17 protein-coding genes are annotated in these 20642 nt (G+C 47.1%); 8 read left to right on the top strand and 9 right to left on the bottom strand.

Annotation, left to right across the window (positions count from 1 at the left end):
- Positions 1-705 precede the first annotated feature (705 nt).
- From Q0323_RS00895 to yaaA, 3 genes are all read right to left on the bottom strand, one after another.
- Complete coding sequence (locus Q0323_RS00895) at positions 706-1086, bottom strand: CrcB family protein (protein WP_298050597.1); 381 nt, start codon at positions 1084-1086, stop codon at positions 706-708.
- Between the two features lie 384 nt (positions 1087-1470).
- Complete coding sequence (locus Q0323_RS00890; protein WP_298050596.1) at positions 1471-2202, bottom strand: sulfite exporter TauE/SafE family protein; 732 nt, start codon at positions 2200-2202, stop codon at positions 1471-1473.
- 957 nt (positions 2203-3159) lie between these two features.
- Positions 3160-3891: a peroxide stress protein YaaA gene (gene yaaA, locus Q0323_RS00885; protein ID WP_298050594.1), complete on the bottom strand. Its 732-nt coding sequence runs from the start codon at positions 3889-3891 to the stop codon at positions 3160-3162.
- Positions 3892-4018: 127 nt separating this feature from the next.
- Here yaaA and Q0323_RS00880 point away from each other — a divergent pair, with 127 nt between their 5' ends.
- The 7 genes from Q0323_RS00880 to Q0323_RS00850 all read left to right on the top strand — a co-directional run bounded on the left by Q0323_RS00880 (position 4019) and on the right by Q0323_RS00850 (position 12330).
- On the top strand, positions 4019-5704 hold the full coding sequence (locus tag Q0323_RS00880) for an anthranilate synthase component I family protein (protein WP_298050593.1): 1686 nt from the start codon (positions 4019-4021) through the stop codon (positions 5702-5704).
- 310 nt (positions 5705-6014) lie between these two features.
- Positions 6015-7628 carry an anthranilate phosphoribosyltransferase gene (trpD, locus tag Q0323_RS00875; RefSeq protein ID WP_298050592.1) on the top strand — a complete coding sequence of 538 codons (1614 nt, stop codon included), beginning with the start codon at positions 6015-6017 and terminating at the stop codon, positions 7626-7628.
- Positions 7629-8750: a DNA adenine methylase gene (locus Q0323_RS00870; RefSeq protein ID WP_298050590.1), complete on the top strand. Its 1122-nt coding sequence runs from the start codon at positions 7629-7631 to the stop codon at positions 8748-8750.
- The gene (locus tag Q0323_RS00865) at positions 8734-10464 is read left to right on the top strand and encodes a hypothetical protein (RefSeq protein WP_298050589.1); all 1731 of its coding nucleotides are present in this window, start codon (positions 8734-8736) and stop codon (positions 10462-10464) included. Before Q0323_RS00870 ends, Q0323_RS00865 begins: the two co-directional genes overlap by 17 nt.
- Before the next feature lie 62 nt (positions 10465-10526).
- Entirely contained in the window at positions 10527-10691 is a 165-nt protein-coding gene (locus Q0323_RS00860; protein ID WP_298050587.1) for a hypothetical protein, read from the top strand.
- 63 nt (positions 10692-10754) lie between these two features.
- Entirely contained in the window at positions 10755-11399 is a 645-nt protein-coding gene (locus Q0323_RS00855; RefSeq protein ID WP_298050585.1) for a hypothetical protein, read from the top strand.
- 469 nt (positions 11400-11868) lie between these two features.
- Positions 11869-12330 carry a hypothetical protein gene (locus Q0323_RS00850; protein ID WP_298050583.1) on the top strand — a complete coding sequence of 154 codons (462 nt, stop codon included), beginning with the start codon at positions 11869-11871 and terminating at the stop codon, positions 12328-12330.
- Between the two features lie 290 nt (positions 12331-12620).
- Here the strand turns inward: Q0323_RS00850 and yedE are convergent, their stop codons facing one another.
- Positions 12621-13682, bottom strand: coding sequence for a YedE family putative selenium transporter (gene yedE / locus Q0323_RS00845; RefSeq protein WP_298050581.1), 1062 nt, complete (start codon positions 13680-13682; stop codon positions 12621-12623).
- Positions 13683-14132: 450 nt separating this feature from the next.
- Between yedE and Q0323_RS00840 the strand changes: the two genes are divergently transcribed.
- Positions 14133-16229 (top strand): TonB-dependent receptor, encoded by a 2097-nt coding sequence (locus Q0323_RS00840; RefSeq protein ID WP_298050579.1) that lies wholly within the window; start codon positions 14133-14135, stop codon positions 16227-16229.
- A gap of 221 nt (positions 16230-16450) precedes the next feature.
- Here Q0323_RS00840 and Q0323_RS00835 read toward each other — a convergent pair whose 3' ends face one another.
- The 5 genes from Q0323_RS00835 to Q0323_RS00815 form a co-directional block, all read right to left on the bottom strand.
- Complete coding sequence (locus Q0323_RS00835; protein ID WP_298050577.1) at positions 16451-17602, bottom strand: hypothetical protein; 1152 nt, start codon at positions 17600-17602, stop codon at positions 16451-16453.
- 10 nt (positions 17603-17612) lie between these two features.
- Positions 17613-18359: a tryptophan synthase subunit alpha gene (gene trpA / locus Q0323_RS00830; protein WP_297964713.1), complete on the bottom strand. Its 747-nt coding sequence runs from the start codon at positions 18357-18359 to the stop codon at positions 17613-17615.
- Positions 18352-19533, bottom strand: a complete 1182-nt coding sequence (gene trpB / locus Q0323_RS00825; protein WP_298050575.1) for a tryptophan synthase subunit beta — start codon at positions 19531-19533, stop codon at positions 18352-18354. The genes trpA and trpB overlap by 8 nt, the downstream gene beginning before the upstream one ends.
- Before the next feature lie 221 nt (positions 19534-19754).
- Positions 19755-20156 (bottom strand): hypothetical protein, encoded by a 402-nt coding sequence (locus Q0323_RS00820; protein WP_298050573.1) that lies wholly within the window; start codon positions 20154-20156, stop codon positions 19755-19757.
- Positions 20157-20328: 172 nt separating this feature from the next.
- Complete coding sequence (locus Q0323_RS00815) at positions 20329-20544, bottom strand: hypothetical protein (protein ID WP_298050571.1); 216 nt, start codon at positions 20542-20544, stop codon at positions 20329-20331.
- Positions 20545-20642 lie beyond the last annotated feature (98 nt).

Below are 20642 nucleotides of genomic sequence, written 5' to 3'. Positions count from 1 at the left end.
CCTTTAAAATAGTTTTATCGAGATTCAGATATATCGAGGGGTATAACAAAGGTCGTAAAATCACGGACTACGAGGTTATCTTGCGAAATAGCGAGGGCGAACAGGTCAATGAAATTTGCAGAAATGAAATTAAGAGGGCTCGCAGCCGCTTGCGATAAATCTAAGATAGCGCTGCAGGATTTGACACATAAGATCGTGATTTCGGCGCGCTTTAATTTAGCTTCTAAAATTTACGTGAGAATTTTAAAATTCTAAGCTTCAAGCTTTAAAATTTGCCCGCGGAGCTTTTCAAATTTATCGCACGGCTTAGGTTTATTTTATCCGCGCCAAGACAGCGAAATTTTACAAAGCTGCGGCAAACAAGATACGCAGAGAATGCACGCAAATTTCAAATTTATCTGGATTTTGCCAGCCTGCCCGACGCCGAGCACCATTATTTAGCTACAATCCCTCTCGCTCGCTTTACTTTTCGCTCGTCTTACGATTTGCTCGCCTTATAATTCCTGCTTGATATTGCACTTTGCGAAACTACTTGCTGCGCGCCCTTTCGCAAAACTGCACGGCATGTGGAATTGTGCCCATCGCTCGCAGATTTTGCAGCACATGCGCGCGATAAAATTCCGTAGCGCAGGCACTTTCAATAAATTTTGATTTAAAAGCGCAAACATAGAGGCGATTTAAATTTAAAGCTCACGTGCTCCACGGCTAGCCTGCAAGCGCTCTGCCCGCGAGCAGCCCAGCGTAGCAAAAAAGCATACAGGCGCATACGCTTAAGACCGCGTTTAGCACACCGATAGCAAATTCTCGCGCCAGCAATAATTGCAGCGTATCGTAGCTGAACGTAGAAAATGTCGTAAAGCCGCCCAGCGCGCCTGCGATAAAAAATACCCGCAGGCTCTGCGTTAAATTTAGTGCGAGCAAAAACCCTATCAGCAGGCTTCCCAGCGCATTCACGCAAAAAGTAGCGATCGGAAACGCACTCCAAAATCCGGCGCGATCCATTGCGCGCGCGATCGCTCCGCTTAAGCCTACTCGCGCCATCACGCCTACACAGCCGCCTAGCCCTGCTAAAATCAAGTTCGTCAATCCAAGTCCTTTTAAAATTCGTAAATTTTATTTCGCCATCTAGCCTCCATAGGACGAAAGATGTGCGACTTCGCTATTTTAACGCGATTAGTTAAAATTCCGTTTTTAAAATTTACTCGCGCTTTTTGAAATTTCGTTTTAAAATTTACTTGCGCGACGAAACGCGACGTTTTATGCGCCGCCGCAAAACGGCGATCAAACGCGCGCAGTGTAAGAGGACGGCAAAGCAAAAAACTACGAGACACAAAAGGGTGGCGTAGCAAAACAGCGCACATAGAATCGCTCTGACGTGCCCGTAGCAGGCGCCTAAATCGCGCTTGTAGCGGAACGATCGCAAAGCAAAACAATAGCGCGGCGCCCGCTGCAGCGCTACTACAGCGGGCGCTACTGTAGCACCTTTTTTAGCGCTAGCGCAAATAGCACGACATAAAGGACTAGCAGCCATTTTTTCTGCGTTTCGCGCTTTGCACGGCGAGCCTGAGAGGTGCCGAAATACACGCCCAAAAGCCCGCCCACGGCTAGCAGCGCGCCACGTTCGTAATCCACATGGCCGTTGTACGAAAGGCTCAAAAGCGCGCTAAATGAGCCGAAAACGATAAAAAATAGCCCCATACAGACCGCTCTTTTGATATCGACGCCCAAAAATCCGACCAATACGGGCGTTAGAAATACCGCGCCGCCCACGCCCATGCTAAGCGCGATCGCGCCGATAGCAAAGCCGATGAAAAACAGCACCGCGCCGTGGGGATCGGCGTTGCCACCGCTTGCTACGTTCGTGCTAAAGAGCTTGAGAAATGAGATGGCGAGCGTCAGTAGAAGACCGATCTCAAGCACGATCTCGGGCGAGTATTTTACGATGAAGCCCGATAGGCTCGCGCCGCACAGCCCTCCGAGCCCCACCGCGATGCCGCTATCTAGGCGGAGTCTGCCCGCACGGTAGTTCAGATACGAGCCGAAAAGCGAGACGATGAGCATCTGCATCACCGAGATGCCTGCGGCGGTCTTGACGTCGTAGCCTAGAGCCATCATCACGGGCATTACGACCGTACCGCCGCCGATACCGAAAAAGCCCGATATGAAGCCCACGACGACGCCGACAAAGGGGAGTTCTAGCATTTTTGATCCTTAAAATTTGAAGCGAAGTTTATAGCTTTAAAATTTAAAGCTTGATAAATTTGCGAAATTTTGGATTTGAGAGCGGGATTTGCGGGATTTTGAGGCGAGGGATTTTGATCGCGGGATTTCGGTTTGAAATTTTATGTGTGGGATTTGTGAAATTTGGAAATTTACGGGATTTTAAAGCGCGAGATTTCAGAGCGCGGAATTTTAATTGCAGAATTTCGGCTAGAAACTTTAATGCACTGGAGTTACTAGAGTTTGCAGCAATGGCGTATTTTTGCCGCGTTTGCGGATTTTTGGAATTTTAAAGCATGAAATTTTGGCTCAAAATTTTATCGCAACGGAACGCAAGCCATAATTTCAGCTTAAAATTTTATATGGAGCTATCCCGATCTATGTCTGTTTTATCGCAGCTTTGCAGTAGAATTTTGGATCAAAATTTTATGCCTATACTGCACGGTTCGGTTTAAATTTTAAATAAAATTTTACGTTTAGATCGCGGGCGCAGTATTTTTGCCACGATTAAATTTCGACAGGATTCTATCGTGGCGAAATTTCATACGGCAAAATTCCGCACGGTAAAATTTCAGTCAAAATTCTACGGCGAAATTTTCGCGCTTTGTATTCTAAAAATCGCCGCAAAATCGGTGTAAAATCACGACAAGATCGCCGTAAAATTTTATGCGGAGGGCGGGCAAACGCAAAGAGCGCGAATTTTTTGCAAAATTTACGATGAAATTTCACCGCCAAAAGCCCGCTAAAAAAGAGGTAAAAGACCAAAAAGCCGCCGCAAAATTCTCGCGCCGAAATTCTGTCCGCAAATTTCTCCGGGCAGAATTGCTTTGGATGGGGCGGGATTTGAACTTGCGGCAAATTTTCCGAGCTAAATTTACGCAAAAATCCGCATTAGACCTGCAAAATTTATCGTAAATTTCTCCGAGCGGTTTTCGCGCCTTATGAAATTTCCAGCACGACCTCCTTTTTTAGCCCGATCTGTTTGATCTCGAGCACGGAAGCGCCGCTCAAACGCAGCGCAAGCACCTCAGCCTCGCTGCAGGCGCGGGCAATAGCGATTTCGCGCAGCACCTTGCCGCGCCAGGCTTTGGCGTAGTGGCTCAGCACCTTGCCACCTTTGATGAAACTAAAACTCAAATATTCGCGCTTCATCTCATAAAATTTTTCGTAAAATCCCGCGCGCAGATCCACGACGCACTCATCCGCCAGATACCGATCCAGCGCGGCGGAGAAGCTGTCGCGATAAAATTTCGCCGCGTCTATGCCGCCGAATTTTTCGCCCTGCTTGAGCTTGTAGTTCGGCAGCGCGTCGCCGCCCAGCACGGGGCCGAAAAGGTTTGAAAAAATTATCGTGTTTCGCTCCGCAAACTCCCGCGCCGCAGTGCTTAGCGACGCGTAGCCTAGGGCGCGATACGCGGTGCCCGTGTAGCGCAAAAGTGCCTTCGCGCAGCCTTTTTCAAAGATATTTTCGCGCAAAGAGGCATCCCATTTTTTCAGTCCGAAAAGCTTGCAAAGTTCCGCCTCGCTTGCTTTATCCACGAAATCCGCGTAAGCGCGCAACATCTGCAGGCGCTTTTCGTAAAGATCTGCAAAGATAAAATTTCGCTCGCAAATGCACGTGTCGCCGCCCAGCTCGCTTTTCGTCTCGCTTGGGGAAAATAAAATTTTCATACGCTCTCCTTAAAATTTGCTAATTTTACTAAAATTTTGCTTGTATTCAAGCCCGCTTAAGCTCGCGCCGCCCGCTCAAATTTAAGCTAAGCAGCGTATAATGGCGCTAAAAATTCCAAGGACAAAAATGCTTTTAGAAGAGCCGCTGTTTTACTACCGCGAAATTTTAAAGACGCATCCGCAAAGCTACCTCGCAGAGGACGACGCCCAGGTTATCATCGGCATCGATTGCGATTATTTCGACGGATTTAAGATGAGCTTTGAGGCCTTGAAGCTTAAATTTGATGAGGTAAAAAGCGCAAAAGCGGGCGCGAGCGAGTTTAAAAACGCGAGCTTTGCGGGACTTTTCGGCGTTTTGGGCTACGACATCGTGCGCGCGTTTGAAAATATCGGCGCGCCGAAGCAGGCGCTGTATGACTTCCCGCCGTTTTTTTACGCCGACGCCGCAAACTACCTGCACTACGATAAAATCAGCAAAATTTACGATTTTTACGGCAAAGACACTGGAATTTACGAAAGCCTGCGCGGGCTTAGCCCGCAGGCTTCGCAGCAAAGCTCCGCCGAAGCGGAAGGCGCGCCACAGAGTGCCGTAAGAGCGGACGCCGCTATAAAAGGCGGATCGAAATCGCAAGGCGCGTCTGAGCTGGAGCCTAAGAAAAAAGAGCTTAAATTTAAAATTTTAACCGATCTGGGCGCCGAGGAGTCGCATTTTAGCGCGATGGTCGAGGCTGCAAAAGAAAAGATAAAAAGCGGCGACGTGTTTCAGGTCGTGCTGGGCGAAATTTTAGAAGTCGGCACAAATCTGGGCAGCTTGGAGTTTTACGAGCGACTCAAAAAGAACAATCCGAGCCCCTATATGTTTCACTTCCCGACGCCCTACGGCTGCGTCGCTGGCTCCAGCCCCGAGCTCATTATGGAGATCAAAAAGAACGAAATTTTCGTCGCTCCCATCGCGGGCACCCGCAGCAGAGGCGCGAATGCCGAGGCCGACGCGGCGCTTGAGCGCGAGCTTTTAAGCGATGAAAAGGAACTTGCGGAGCATCGGATGCTGATCGATCTAGCTCGCAACGACATCGGTAAATTCGCCGCGCCCGCCTCGGTGCGGGTGCAAAACGCGATGTGCATCGTGCGCTACGAAAGCGTGATGCACATCGTAAGCGAGGTCTACGGCAGTAAACCGCGCGGGGTAAGCGCGTTTGAGGTACTCGGCACTATCTTTCCTGCGGGCACGCTAAGCGGTAGCCCGAAGATCCGCGCGATGCAGATCATAAACGAGCTGGAGCGCTACGAGCGCGGCATCTACGGCGGCGGAATCGGGTTTTGGCGCTTTAACGGCGACGTGATGCAGGCGATCTTGATTCGCTCGGCGATCTTCGTAAATCGCGACGCGCAAAATTCCTGCTCGGACGAAGATTTTAAACGGAATTCCTGCTTGAATTTAGACGCTGTTTGCGGCGAGGAGAAGTCCGAAGCTACGGAGCTTTGCGATTTCGCAGCGCGAAAGAGTAGCGGCGAGGCGCAAAATTTAAAGCCGCGCGCAGGCGGGCGCGATGCGAGATTAAATTTAAAAGCTTGCGCAGGCTGCGGAGCGCTAAATTTAGAGAGTGGGCCGCATTTTAGCCGCGCGATGCGGTTTGAGGTCACTAAATTTAGCGCGGAGAATTTCGGCTGCGAAGGGCTAAGTAATCTCGCATTTATCGGCGCGGGCGCAGGCATCGTTTACGACAGCTCGCCAAAAAGCGAATACGCGGAGATCTGCAAAAAGCGCAAAAGCCCGCTCAAGGTGATCGAAGAGCTATGCGAGGAAGCTTAGACGCTTTAAATTTAGCTAACCGGGCGCACCGCTTTTCGGTGCGAGTTTGATTCGGCTAAATTTAAAACGTGTCGCTGCTAAGACGTTAAATTTAACGGCTAGCTACATTCGGCGCCGCAAAGCCAAGATACATATCGGCTGCAAAGCGCGCAACGTCGCGACAGATGCGGTAATGCCGCAGCCGCGAGTGGAATTTAAATTTAGCCCGCAGCGACGCTAAAACGGCGCTAAATTTAGCCGCCGCAAAGCGGTTAAATTTAAACTATTTAGAATTTTAAAGAGGCGCAAGCGCCCTAAAAAGGATAAAATTTTGATTTTAATGATAGATAATTACGACAGCTTCGTTTTTAATATTTATCAATACATTTTGGAGCTAAGCGACGAGGAGGTGCGCTACTTCCGCAACGATGAGATAACGCTGCAGCAGGTGCGCGAGCTTGCCCCTTCGCACATAATCCTAAGCCCCGGACCAAATCATCCAAAAGACAGCGGCGTCTGCCTGGATATTTTGCGCGCGGATTTGGACGTGCCGATTTTGGGCGTGTGTTTGGGGCATCAGGCGATCGGATATGCGGCTGGTGCGGAGATAAAGCAGCTGGAGGTGCCGCTACACGGCAAGAGCTCGGCGATCGAAATTTACGCAGATGGAGTGCTTTTTAGCGGCCTGCCGCGTAAATTTGAAGTGATGCGCTACCACTCGCTTTATGTGGACGAAGCTACGCTGCCGCGCGAGTTTGAAATTTTAGCAAAGAGCGAAAACGACGGCATTATAATGGCGATGAAGCACCGAAGCAAGCCTGTTTTCGGCATTCAATTTCATCCCGAGAGCTTTTTTACGCAATACGGCAAAAAGATCATCGAAAATTTCATAAATTACGGCAAAAAGATAATTTTAAAGGAGAAACTCGTGGTAAATTTCGCCCCGTTTATGTTGAAGCTACAAAAGAGCTTCCCGCTAGACAGCGACGATTACGCCGTCATTTGCAAGGCGCTTTACGAGCAGGATTACGACATCGTGCAGCTTGCGGGGCTGCTCGTGCTGATCAGCGAAAAGTCGCTCTATCCAAGCAGTCTCACGGCACTCGTACGCAGTATCCTAAAATACTCAATCACCTACGACGATCCGAGCCCGATGTTTGACATCGTAGGTACGGGCGGCGATAGGCTAAAGACGATCAATATCTCCACGACCGTGGCCTTTATCGCGGCAAGCTTCGGTGTGCGCGTCGCCAAGCACGGCAACCGCGCGATTACTAGCAGATCGGGCAGCTCCGATGCTCTGGATGCTTTGGGTGTGCCGCTACTTAGCGATCTTGCGCAGATTAGGGCGCTGCTAGATCGCACGGGGCTAGCGTTTTTTCACGCGCCGTTTTTTCACAAAATCACCGCCGAGGTCAAAGAGGTGCGCAACCGCCTAAAAATCGGCACCATTTTTAATATAATGGGGCCGCTTTTAAATCCAAATTTGAGTCTAAGTAATCAGATCGTAGGCAATTATCTGGAGGAAGTAAACAGGCTCATCGCCGAAACGCTGATGATTTTGGGACGCAAGCACGCTCTGGTGGTGCACGGCATGGACGGTATGGACGAAATCAGCCTGTGCGACGAGACACTGATCCACGAGGTCAAGGACGGCAAAATTTTAGAATACCGCATAAATCCCGAGCAGTTCGGCTTCGCTCGGGCATTCCACGGCGATATCGAAGGCGGCGACGGCGAGGCTAACGCCGAGATTTTAAAGCAAATTTTAAAAGGCGAGCTTGGCGGGCCGAAATTTGACATCGTCGTACTAAACGCGATGTTTGCGCTATACTGCGCGGATGTCGCGGCAAGCCCTGCAGAGGCTAAGCCGCTAATTTTAGAGGCGATCGGATCGGGCAAGACGTGGGAATTTTACGAAAACTACGTAGGGGCGAGAGCTTAGATGGTTAGCGGCGAAAAGAGGGAGTTTTTAAGCGAGCAGCTCATCAGCTATCTGGGCAACAAGCGCTCGCTGCTAGCGCCGATAGAGCGGGCGATCTGCGAGATTAAGACGGAGCTTGGGCAGGGCAAGATCAGCTTCGCGGACGTCTTTAGCGGCAGCGGCATCGTCGCGCGCCTGGCTAAAGCGCACTCAAACCTCGTTATCGCAAACGATCTGGAGGGCTACTCGCGCGCGATAAACTCCTGCTATCTTTCAAATTTCAGCGACGAGCTGTGGCGGGATTTGAGCGAGCTACACGCTGAAATTTTAAGAAATTTCACGCCGAAGGAGAGCTTTTTTAGCGAGCTGTACGCGCCGAAGGACGATGAGGATATCAAGGCGGGCGAGCGCGCTTTTTACACGCGCCGAAACGCCCTGATTTTGGGCGGGCTTTGCGAGCAGATAAGCAAAATCCCGCAAGAATTTCGCGATTTTTTCACAGCGCCTCTGCTTAGCGAGGCGAGCATCCACTCAAACACGGGCGGCGTTTTTAAGGGCTTTTACAAGGACAAAGCGGGCGTGGGAAAGTTCGGCGGCAGCGGCGAAAACGCGCTAGCTCGCATAATGGGCGAAATTTCCCTGCGCCTGCCCGTGCTTTCAAATTTCGCCTGCAAAAGCGCGGTCTTTCAAGAGGACGCCTCGCGCTTTTCGCAGAGCGCGCGCGAGCGCTTTTCGCAGCTTGACGTCGCGTATTTCGATCCCCCTTACAATCAGCATCCCTACGGCTCGAACTATTTTATGCTAAATTTGATCACGGATTTTATAAACGAGGGCAAGAGCCCAAATGCTGCGGAGCTTAGCAGGGTTTCCGGGATCCCCGCAGACTGGAACCGCTCGGCATATAACAAAAAATCAAGTGCTGCGGAGGAATTTTTTGCGCTGCTGGCGGAATTTCCGGCGAAATTTTTAATAATCTCTTTTAATTCAGAGGGCTTTATCTCGAAGACGGAATTTTTAAAAAACCTCGCGCACATCGGCTCCGTGCGCACGATAGAGATCCGATATCCGACCTACCGCGCGAGCAGAAATTTAAACGCGCGCGAGCTTTACGTGACGGAATTTTTATATGTTGTACAGAAGTAAGATCAAAATTTGCGGCATCAAAAGCGCCGCCGAAGCCCGCGCCGTGCTGGCGTGCGGCTCGGCTTTCTGCGTAAATTTAGAGCGCGCGGACGGCGCCAAAAATTTACCGCAATCGGGTAGCGAGAGCTTAATAAAAAATTCTAATTTTTGCGGCGAAAATTCTGAGCGGAATTTTAATTCGGATGCCGAGAATGCTACGCGAAATTCCAGTAGCAAGAATTTCGTGCAAAATTTTAATCAGGGCAGTGAGAATTCCGCATGCCGCGCACAAAATCATGCAAATTTTACGTCTGAGCAAAATTCCGATTGCGATAAAAATTTCAGTAGCGATTCGCGAAGCCAGGACGACGGCTCGGGCTCGCGGGTGGAATTTTTAGGCGTAATTTTTGTATCAAGCTCCAAACGCCGCGTTAGCGTAGAAACAGCGCGCGAGATCGCACGTATCGCGCACCAAAACGGCGCAAAGTGCGTCGGAGTTTTTGCTTTGAGCTCGGAAGAACACAGCGTCGCCGCATGCGAAGATAAAATTTACGCGGGCACGAGCGGCGGCTTAAAATTTTACGAAAACGAGCGCGACGATTTGAGCGTAAATTTAAATGCAAACTACGCCGCGCCTGCTTCAGTAAAGGATCTGAATTCTGAAATTTTTGGCGCGGAAGTCCTAAGTGAGGAGCAAATTTTAAAAATTTGCGAGGCTTGCGAACTGGACTGCGCTCAGATTTATGGACGCATAAGCGCGGATTTCAAAGCGCGCCTCAACGCAGCGGGCATCGAGGCGTGGCAGGTGCTAAGTATTGGTGCCGAAATGCCGCCGCTTGAGGGCTTGAGCTTCGATCGAATATTATTCGACGCTAAAGGAACGAGCCTGGGCGGTAACGGCGTAAGCTTTGATTGGGGTTTGCTGCGACATGCAGGGCTTGGTTACGAAGGACGATACGGCGCGGCGAGCAGTGAAAAATACTGCGCAAGTAGCGCAACTCAAAACATAGGCAGCACAAAATACGACTCGGCTAACGGGCACTGCGATACGCAAAATAACGCATCAAGTGACGAAAAATGCTATGCAGCAGGCACTGCTCAAGGCTCAGACGGCGCAAGGAGCTATCTTAAACATAGCGCGATCTGTAGCGGATATAGCGAGGGGAATTTAAAGCGCGACAAAAACAACGGCTACAACAATTCTTGCACGGAACATAGCGAAAACGGAAATTTGAAGCTCAAGAGGGTAAGCGACGTGTGCTGTGCCTCTAATAGCAATGAAGCGAGCGAACGCACACATGATATTGTTCGATCGAGCAATACGAAACAAGAAACGAACGCCGATCGTCGTGCCGAAAAAAATGACGATGAGTGCAAATTTAGTGCGTGTGCTACCGCTCGGCTGAGTGGTGTAAGACCCACAAACGAAGGCGTCAATAATCAAGGTGTAAACGACTATGAGGCGGGCGCACCAAATATTTCAAATGACGGCGGTGAGGTGGGCAAGTTGGGTGCCGCAAAGGATGATGGTGCGGATAAGTGTAGTACTGCTTCCAAAGGCGGCGCGATCTCTTTCATTCTTGCAGGCGGTATCGGCGCGCAAAATATACTTGAAGCACTCGCTCTACGCCCCTACGCTATCGATCTAAATAGCCGGGTGGAGGATGCGCGAGGCATTAAAGATCCACAAAAGATAAGCGAAATTTTGCAAATTTTAAAAAATGCGCAAGGCTGATCTCTGCGTGCAAACTCGCGCGATAGTTATATCTAAATCAAGCGTGTATAAGGAGGAGCCAAATGTATAACGACGAAATTGCTAGGTTTGGCATAAGCAAAACGCGGTATGATAAAAATATAAAGGATTTCTTACAAGATAAAAATTGCGATAAGCGAAATTTGGCGGGCGGCGGGCTAAAATTTACGAGCGATGGCAGGCAAAATTCTATAAATGCCAGCGAGTAAAATTTTACGAATGTCGTTGAACAAAAATCGCAAATCGATCTCTCTTGTGCCACTGATACACCTTTGCAAAATTTTAAAACTCAAGCAAGGGATTACGACAAAGAGCCGATAATCATAAAAGATAATTCAATAGAGATGATTAAATTTTATTCGCCATTTCTGTATTTTCTTAATTTCATAGATTTTGGAACAAGGCAAGACTCGCCAAGATCCGTTAAACGCTGGCTAGAACTTTCGGATAAATTTGGCACCTGCTATATAAAATTTAAAAATTCAGTTATCGAATATTATTCAGAGAAAAAGAGGGTGACTCTATACTCTATAAATTTATCCGAAATAATTGCAATAAAACGCACCTTTGGACCGTCTACTTTTAAAATAACTAAAAAAGGTAAAATTTCAACATTTTTTGTCGCATTCGCGTGGATAGTCCTTTTATCTTTGGTAGTAACTTTTAAAAATAAAATTTCTTATGGAATTTTAATTGTGCCGATCTCCTTATTTTTGGCGTTTGCGCCCTTAATCATATTTAGATTTAAGAAAAATTTGGGATTTGACATAGGAAACGACAGCCTTATTTTTATGAGCAATGGTAATTATATCGAAGCAAGCATATTAACAAGCAAAGAATACAAAGAGCTAAAAGCCTATTTTATATTGAAAACGGGAAAAAATTTAGATAAAATCCCGCCGCAAATTTTTGTGTAGGCTATAAAGAATAAAGATGAATAAAAAACAGAGGCTCGAAAAGCTAAATAAAATTTTAAATGAACGGCGTCAAAATTTATAGCGGGATTCGGGGCGGAATTTTGATGCCGAGAATTCTGATAGTAAAAATTTTAAATTTGAAAAACTCACGAATGGCTCCGCTACAAATTCAAACGAAAGCATAAGTCTTACTAAGTTCAGACAAAATCCGAGTTGCGCTCGTGATTACAATAAAGAGCCTTTAGTGCTCAAAGATAGGACAAATTTTTATATAGTTCTTGCTACGGTATGCACGCTTGCGATTATGATTTTTATGTATTCATATGAACCCAATCAAACTAGATATAATCAGCTTTTTATAGTATTTCCATTTTTCGGACTGCCTATAATAATGGAATATTTTACAAATTTTTTTAATAAGAAATTTGTAAAAATTTATAATGATAGAGTTACTTATTATACAAATAAAATGCCCGAAAAAACTATATTCTTAGATGATCTTAAGGATGTAAAAAGAGCCTATTTTGCAAGAGATAATGAGTGGCTTAGGAGGCAAGGCACTTTTTATAGATTTTTCTTAAAATTTGATCCGTATGCTACGATAATCGCTTTTTTATTGATCTGCATATTGGTATTAGCTATCGGCGTAAGAAAATATATAGAAACAGGTAGTTCCAAAGTAATTTTTATATTAATATTGACGTTTTTGTTTTTATTCATCTCAAAATTTATATATTTTTTGGTTTTTAAATTTCAACTTAGATTTATATTCTACGATAATATAATAATCCGAGGCAAGGATAAAGATATCGCCTTTACGATAGAAACTATGGACGACTACGTTAGGATAAAAGAATTTTTTATGAAGACAAAAGACATTGATTTGGACAAGACCCAGCGCCACGTATGGCTGGATTTAATTAATAATTAAAGAGCTTTATATGAAAGAAGCCTCAAATGGCGAAGCCTTTAAATTTTAAAATTTAAAGGCGCGACTCTTAAAAATTGATCGCAATCTTTCTTGCGCGGAACATATTTTATCATTTGCTTTATCGCGTTATGAATACGGCTACAAATTCTTAAATTCCATCTCCAGCTGCCTGCGCCAGTCTTGCAGCGAGCGCTCCGCTCCGGCAGCGTATTTCTTTATAAGTACGCTGCCGGAACTTGACTAGATACGCCGCCTCTGTATAGATTGATCTCTGAAATTAAATATCATCCTTAAGCGCTGCGCCTTTGAAAAATCCCCACGTAAAGCGCGAAAACAAAACCGATCGCGACCGCGTAAGGAGCGAACTCTGTGATGCCTTTAGCCGAGCTTGCGAGCAAGAAATTGTGCGCGACCGCAGCGCCCGCCGCCATGCCGATGACGAATATGCCCGAGCTTAAATTTCCCGTGCCGGCCTGCACCAGATGCTTGCCCGGGCAGCCCTCGCTTAGGCTGAAGCAAAGACCCGCGAGCACCATACCCAAGAAATTCCAAACGAAATCGTTATGTGCGATAGGCTGGCCCTCAAAGCCGAGTTTGTATTGTCCAAACGCGATATTTGCGATGCTCGCAAACGCGATGACGCTTAACACGCCCCAAGACATCGAGAAATCGCCGCGGAAAATTTTGCCGAACGCTCCGACGCTGCAAAATTTGCTCTTGTGCATCACCGCGCCCACGATAATGCCCGCAGCCAGCGAGATGCCTACCGCTGCGTGTTGCGCGCCGGGGCCTTTAGCGGAGATAAAAAGCGCGCCGCTCTCGCCCGTTTTGAGTCCGAAAACCAAGGCCGCAAGTAGCGCCGCACCCAGTATCACGGGCAAAATTCCGATCGCGCTACTAAGCCTTGCCTCTTTGCTCGCCTCATAGCCGCGCTTTTTAAGCAAAAACCCAATGAGTACGCCGCAGATTAGACCCGCTAACCCGGCTAGCGCGGTCAAATCGCCGCCGCCTAGGCGCAAAAACGCGCGCCACGGACATCCCAAAAATACAAGGCAGCCGATCATCGCGAAAATCCCTAGGAAGAATTTCGCAAACGGCGAGCTGCCGGTAACCGGCGCGAACTCGCGCGTCCAAAGCACGCTTGCCAAAAAGCCGCCGAACACGAGCCCTATGATCTCCGGGCGGATGTATTGCACTGCGCTAGCTCGGTGAAAACCTAACGCGCCGGTGGTGTCGCGCAAAAAGCAAGCGACGCAAACGCCCATATTGCCCGGGTTTCCAAAATGCACCAGCGCCGCACCCAGCACGCCTAGCACGGCGCCTGCGATGATGTACCATTTAACGTTATTCATGAAAAGATCCTGAAATAATCTAGATCGACCGATCTCTTAGGCGCGATTTTATCCTTTGTAAAATAAAAAGTAAATAAATTCCGATCTAAATTTGCAAAAAACTAAATTTTAAAATCGCGGGCGTTTAAATTTAGACTCTTTGCTGTGGTAGAAATGCCAAATTTAGTAACCTGAACGTGGCGCAGACGGATCGCAACGAGAAGCCAAGGCGTAGAGGCAGTCAGACGAAACGCGATAAAAACAGGTGCAAGCGGAGCAGAGCCGAGGGGACAGAAACGGCGCAAATAGAGTGTAGGCATGACGTAGCCAAAACGCGGAAACGGCTTAGACGGAGCACAATACTTGCCGCCAATAAAAACGAATTTCAAATGGTTTTAAAATTAAATTTCAACCTTATTTAAGTATGTAGATATATAATAATGTATTTCAATTTTATTTTAAAGGGCGGGTATGAAAAAGCGAATTTTATTGGTGCCGCTTGCGATAGGCGCGATAGGCGGAGCAAATGCGGCCGAAAACAACGCCACAAAGTCGCAGGATCTAGGCCAAATCGTCGTGCAAGCGACGGTAAGCGCGGTCGATAACCTAAAATACGCGGGCTCGGCCGGAATTTTAACCCCCAAAGATATGAAAGCCAAAACCAACGTGATCGATTCGATCATGCAGATACCGGGCGTCGACGGCAGTATGGATATGGGGCGACAGATCGGCAGACAGTTTCAGATCCGCGGATTCGGATATCAAAGCGACGAACGCGTCATCATCAAGCAAGACGGCGTGCGCAGAAGCGCGGGGATGTACTCAAATATGATCTCATCCTTTCGCACCGATAGCGACATCCTAAAGCGCGTCGAGGTCATAAAGGGCGCCTCGTCCGTGCTTCACGGCTCGGGCGCAATCGGCGGTATCGTAAATATGCAAACCAAAAGCGCAAGCGATTATCTAAGCGAAGGAAAAAGCGTAGGCTTGATGCTAGGGCAGAGGCTCGAATCAAACAATATGCATAGCACGCGCGGCGCGGTTTACGGCAAGGGCGAGGAAATTCCGATCGACGTTTTACTCTACGGCAAGCGCGCAAGCTACGGCAATATCAAGCTCGCAGACGGCGGTACGCACTACGGCGAGGGCTACGACAAGACCTTTAATAACGAGCATATCGATACAGGATTTTTCAAAATCGGCGCGAACTTAGACGATCACCGCATAAGCTTCAGCGCCTTTGATTACGACGAAAATTTACACACCGTCTGGCAAACGCTATGGAAAAACGAGGAAGATCTCTTCGTGCACGGAAATTTAAGCCAAAGGGATTATGTTTTTGATTGGAATTTTACGCCGCAAAGCCCGCTAGTGGATATGTCTTTCAAGGTCTACAAAAGCAGAGCCGAGTATAAACGCGGCTATAAAGATCAACAACCTACGGGCACGCTAGATTACGCCAATAAAGATGATCGCAAGGGCTTAGAGATCAAAAATATCTCGGAATTTGATACGGGCTTTTTAAATCATAGCTTCGCTTTCGGCGGCGATTACGAAAATAGGCAGGAGGATGCGATCTTTATCCAAAATGGAGCGCTAAGAGATTTTGCCTCCTTTCCGAACGAATACAATAGCTACGGACTTTTTGCGCAGGATCTGATCCGCTTGCACGATGATTTAGAGCTTACCTTGGGCGGTAGATACGATAGATTCGATCGTGACATCAAAGGCAAACCCGCTAAATTTAAAGATTCCAGATTTTCTCCACGCGCGGCAATTGCCTATACGCTCTTTGATAAATTTACTCTTTTAGCGGGATATAGCGAGAGTTTCCGCGCGCCTACGCCGCACGAAACATCGCAATCAGGGCCTATCAACCGAATGTATTATTACATCCCAAATCCCGATCTAAAGCCCGAGACCGTCAAGGAATACGAGGTCGGATTTAGCTTTAAACAGGATGAAATTTTTACGGATGATCACTTCGATATGAAATTTATCTACTTTAACGGCAATATCAAAGATATGATTGACGTTAAGCCGCTACCACATCTAGGCGTGCCGCCGGGCGGCTTTTCGCAACAATACGGGCAGTATCAAAATATCGATCAAGCCAAAAGGCATGGTTTTGAGCTAAGCTCAAACTACCAAACGCAGGACTTTGATTTCGGCGCGAGCTTCGAGCGACTTAGAATTTACAATAAAAAGACGCACGAAAACATCAATAACCACGCCAAAAAACTAAGCGCGAACATAGATTATTCGCCGCTGCAAGATTTGAGTCTAGGATTTCAGGTGAGCCACTATTTCAAACCTCACTCCAAACCCGCTTCATATTTTGCACGCGGGAGGGAGTATTTTTATGTAGATAAGTCCTTTACGATCGCAAATTTCAGAGGAAGCTACAAGATCAAAAACGGCATTATCCCGGTCCTTGACGGCGCGGACGTGAGCTTTGGCGTAAATAATATTTTCGATAAGCATTATATCAACGCAAACCGCACACGCGATACTGTAGCAGTAGGCGCTGGACGAAATTTCTACGTCGATTTGGAAGTAAGATTTTAGATTAAGCTTATACGGGCGAGGCGCGAGTTAAATTTTAAAACTTACCCGAGCCTTCGCCCTTCTTTCTTTTCAAATTTAAACCTCATCGCGACCTTTTGGTGATAAGGCTTAAATGTGGCATAAATTTCTAGCGCTATAAAATTCCGCAATTTTTAAAATTTCACAAATTGCAAAAATTTTATGGGTCGCAAAGCCCGCAAGCTGCGAAATTTCACGCCTCATCAATCGATAGCGTTGGAGCTTTTTAACACTACTAGATGTTTTTTGCCCGCAAAGCTTAGCACTACGGCAGCATTATTTTCGTCGATCTCGCGCACCAGCTCTACTCGCACGTCGCTAGGTCTTGCGGTATCCGAGCTAAGCAGCTCATTTTCTAAAATGCTTCTAAATGCCGAAACCTTGGGCTCTTTTGCATCCGATCTTTCTTTTGCTCCCTCGCGAAATTCCATCGTACCACTCTCGGCAGAGCTTACTTTAAGCGGCGAAATTTTATCCGCTGCTCTTATATTCTCGGCGCTCTCATAGTTTTCGTCCGCCTCCGTAGCTTCCGAACGCTCGGCACGCGCAACTTCATCGTAAAATTTATCGTGTGCACTCTCTTCGCTCACGTTCTCGCCCCTAAAAAAATCTGCGCTATCTACGTTTTTTGAGTCGTTAGAATTTTTGGAATTTAAAGCAGAGGCTTCATCTTTCTTCGCAAACTCCTGCGAGTCAGAATAATTGGTAAAATTTGCGTTCTTTGATCCGCTCTGATTTTTAAAAGAGGATTCGTTTAAAATTTCATCTATGCCCGCTTCGTCCACGTCAGCGCTATCCATGCTAGCGTCGTCTTCAAAAACCCGCCATGTCTCGTCGATACTTTTTTGCGGCTTGTGCGATAAAAATTTTCGCACGCCTACGAAAGCCGCAGCCGCAAGCAGTAACGCTACGATTATCGGCATCACGGAAACCCCGCTGCTACCGCTTTGCGCCGTCTCATTCGCCTCGCTCTTTACGCTCATCTTGCTCTGATCGAAAGCGGGATTTTTTACGCGCAAAATGAGCTTTAAATTGCCGTCTTGAGTAAGAGCATCGACCGATAGATCGGCTCCAGTAGGGAAATTTATCTCGATATCCTTGCCCTTAGGCGCTATCGTAAAGCTTTTTAAGACCTTTTGATTAGTGCGCATCTCGTTAAATTTCTCATCGCCGCCGAGCCCCTTTAAAATAAGGCTCATCGACTGCCCATCGACGCGGCGTACGATGTCTGGCTTGTATGCGGAGTCAAACGCCAAGACGATGTCCACGCTATCGTCGTGGTTGAAAAGATCGTATTGCATCAGATTGGCGCCGAGGCAAAAATTTGCGATTAAAATCAAAAATATCTTTTTCATGCTCTTTCCATTAGTTAAAAAGTTCGGCGATCTTGCCTTGCAGCTCGCGCCCGCCGTAATTTGCGCATAAATTTACGATCGCGGTGCCTATGATAGCGCCGTCTGCGTATTCTTTCGTAGCGCGAACGTCGCCGGCAGTGCGGATACCAAAGCCGATCGCTATGGGCAGATCGCTCATCTTTTTAAGATCTGCGACCATATTTTTTAGGCGCGAAATCGGCGTTTGCTTGCTTCCGGTCACGCCGATAGCGCCTACGCCGTAGATGAATCCTCGCGCGCGGCTCAAAACTCGCGTAGCACGGTGCTCGCTCGTAACACTGATAAGCGGGATGAGCGCGATACCGAACTCCTCGCAAAGTGCAAAAATTTCCTCATTTTCCTCATACGGCAGATCGGGGATTATTAGTCCGCTGATGCCGTAGCGCGCCGCCTGCGCTACAAACTCGCGCGCGCCGTAGGCAAAGATCACGTTGTAATAGACCAAAAATACGAGCGGCTTGCGCGTTTGCACCTCTTTTAAAATTTCAAATACTGTGCCCGCGTTTACGCCGTTTTGCACCGTAGAAAAGCTCGCCTTAAAAATTTCCGGACCGTCCGCGAGTGGATCGGAATACGGGATGCCAATCTCAAGCAGATCGATCACGCTTTCATCTAAATTTGACAAAAACTCCTTCGTGTGCGCTGGGCTCGGATAGCCCGCCACGATATAGCCGATGTTCGCCTTTTTGCCGGCAAAGGCCGCCTTGATCTTATCCATAAATCGTTCCTTTTTTGTAGTTCATCACGGTATCCATATCCTTATCGCCCCTGCCGCTTACGTTTACGACGATCGTTTTTTTGCCCTTTAGCTGCGGGCAGAGCTTTTCTAAATACGCTAACGCATGCGCGCTTTCGATCGCGGGGATGATGCCTTCGAGCCTACAGAGCAGTTTAAGCGCCGTGATGCACTCATCGTCGGTTACCGCTTCGTATTTTGCGCGACTTATCTCGTGCAGATGCGCGTGCTCAGGGCCTACGCCCGGATAATCAAGCCCCGCCGAGATGCTGTGAACAGGCTCGATCATGCCGAATTTATCCTGTAGTACGATCGTTTTCATGCCGTGGATGATGCCCGCGCGTCCGTTAGTAATAGTCGCTGCATGATAAGGGGTATGCGCGCCCAAGCCGCCCGCTTCGACGCCGATGAGTTGCACGCTAGGATCATCTACGAACGCGCTAAAAATTCCTATCGCATTGCTTCCGCCTCCTACGCAAGCTAGGACGTAATCGGCCTTGACTCCCTTGCTTGCGAGCTGCGATTTGGTCTCGGTGCCGATGACGCTTTGAAAATCCCTAACCATCTTAGGATACGGATGCGGCCCGACCGCCGAGCCGATGACGTAAAATACGCTCTCGATCTCGTTCACCCACGCCTGAATCGCCGCAGTAGTGGCCTCTTTGAGAGTTTTAAGACCGGTGCCGATTTTGATTAAATTTGCGCCCAAAAGCTGCATCCTAAAAGCGTTGAGCTGCTGACGCGCGGCGTCGGTCTCGCCCATATATACGTCGCACTCAAGCCCAAATAGCGCCGCTGCCGTCGCCGTCGCCACGCCGTGCTGACCAGCGCCGGTTTCGGCGATGACCTTTTTTTTACCCATCTTTTTAGCTAGTAGCGCCTGCGCTAGGGCGTTGTTGATTTTATGAGCGCCCGTATGATTAAGATCCTCGCGCTTTAGATAAATTTCATGCCCGTAGTGCTCGCTAAGGCGCGCGGCGTGATATAGCGGCGTCGGACGCCCCGCATATTCGCGCAGCAAGTAACTTAGCTCATCTTTGAATTCCTTCGTCTGCGCTATGGTGTTGTACGCATCCTCCAACTCCTCGAGCGCAAACATTGCCGTCTCCGGCACGAATTGCCCGCCGAAACTCCCGAAATACGCCTTTTTATTCATCCTATCTCCTCGCATTAAATCGTGAGATTATATAAAATTTCGCGTTAAATTTCGCTTTTTTGACGGCGTCTTTTGCGGCGCTCTTCTAAATTTATCGGATATACAGCTGTAAAAACGCGCGGCGCAAGATAGTAAATTTTAAAATTTATGCTTCAAATTATGGCTAATATTTTGCTTGATGAGTAGGCCTTAGGCGCCGTAAATTTGAATAATTTATAAATTTATTTGCTTTCATTGTTAATATCGCTCTTTTTATAATTACCGATAGGGCAAATGATATTGTCGGTATCTGTAAGCCTTAATTTTTTCCACTCTTCAAAGCTATTAACTCTAATCAAATTATGTGGAATCTTTGACGATCCATCAATGATCTCAAGGTACTCGCTCGTTTCTCTTTTAAAATACTGCATAATAAGGTGATTATCGTTATTTTCCAAAGCCTTTTTTATACATTTTGCTTTTAACTTAACATAGTCGCTATTGCTTAGAGAATTTTTTGAAAAGAGCCTTATTGGGGCGCACTCGCTAATTATTTCCGTATAAATCATACGAAAAACAAAAAACGAAATAATCAGCAAAAATGGTAATAGAATAATATTTTTGTATCGTTTTAAAAATTTCATCTTATTTCCTTATTAGGAATTTTTAAATTTTACGGATATAAACCCTTGATTTTTGTGTTTTACTGCCGCTTATGCCTATACCATTAATGTCTATAGAAGCCCAGGCACTTAGACATAGCAGCAGATTAAAGATATATAGGATAAATTTCATTCTACTAGGTCTAATCCAGGCCTAATCATAGTCGAAGTCTTCCAAATCATACCCGAAGGTATACAAAGTCTTTAAGGCTAGCTCTCTGACTTCTATCCAGGATTTATTGTGATAGACCAAATATTCACATACGCCTTCTAGTAGGCTTTGATCTTTAAAGTATCTATCTATGAGCTCCAAAAGTTCTCTTAGCGCATCTCTTTCGTATGGTAAGAAACAAAATTCGAATTGCTCCAATAAAGCGTTTTTGCATTCGGTATATAAAAGTTCCGCCATTTCTGACGGATCTTCATATTTATTGATTGTGGGATGAACGATATATTTGTCCTGATATT

This window comes from uncultured Campylobacter sp. (genome assembly GCF_938030145.1).
GTDB lineage: Bacteria > Campylobacterota > Campylobacteria > Campylobacterales > Campylobacteraceae > Campylobacter_B.
Note: the sequence above shows the minus strand (reverse complement) of the source record. Positions and strands in the feature narration are given on the sequence as shown.

What these genes read in the sequence shown, in the direction of transcription:
- Q0323_RS00890 (WP_298050596.1), bottom strand. Translation starts at nt 2,202, where the DNA reads ATGCTAGAACTCCCCTTTGTCGGCGTCGTCGTGGGCTTCATATCGGGC.
- yaaA (WP_298050594.1), bottom strand. Translation starts at nt 3,891, where the DNA reads ATGAAAATTTTATTTTCCCCAAGCGAGACGAAAAGCGAGCTGGGCGGC.
- Q0323_RS00880 (WP_298050593.1), top strand. Translation starts at nt 4,019, where the DNA reads ATGCTTTTAGAAGAGCCGCTGTTTTACTACCGCGAAATTTTAAAGACG.
- Q0323_RS00870 (WP_298050590.1), top strand. Translation starts at nt 7,629, where the DNA reads ATGGTTAGCGGCGAAAAGAGGGAGTTTTTAAGCGAGCAGCTCATCAGC.
- Q0323_RS00865 (WP_298050589.1), top strand. Translation starts at nt 8,734, where the DNA reads ATGTTGTACAGAAGTAAGATCAAAATTTGCGGCATCAAAAGCGCCGCC.
- Q0323_RS00860 (WP_298050587.1), top strand. Translation starts at nt 10,527, where the DNA reads ATGTATAACGACGAAATTGCTAGGTTTGGCATAAGCAAAACGCGGTAT.
- Q0323_RS00850 (WP_298050583.1), top strand. Translation starts at nt 11,869, where the DNA reads ATGCCCGAAAAAACTATATTCTTAGATGATCTTAAGGATGTAAAAAGA.
- yedE (WP_298050581.1), bottom strand. Translation starts at nt 13,682, where the DNA reads ATGAATAACGTTAAATGGTACATCATCGCAGGCGCCGTGCTAGGCGTG.
- Q0323_RS00840 (WP_298050579.1), top strand. Translation starts at nt 14,133, where the DNA reads ATGAAAAAGCGAATTTTATTGGTGCCGCTTGCGATAGGCGCGATAGGC.
- Q0323_RS00835 (WP_298050577.1), bottom strand. Translation starts at nt 17,602, where the DNA reads ATGAAAAAGATATTTTTGATTTTAATCGCAAATTTTTGCCTCGGCGCC.
- trpA (WP_297964713.1), bottom strand. Translation starts at nt 18,359, where the DNA reads ATGGATAAGATCAAGGCGGCCTTTGCCGGCAAAAAGGCGAACATCGGC.
- trpB (WP_298050575.1), bottom strand. Translation starts at nt 19,533, where the DNA reads ATGAATAAAAAGGCGTATTTCGGGAGTTTCGGCGGGCAATTCGTGCCG.
- Q0323_RS00820 (WP_298050573.1), bottom strand. Translation starts at nt 20,156, where the DNA reads ATGAAATTTTTAAAACGATACAAAAATATTATTCTATTACCATTTTTG.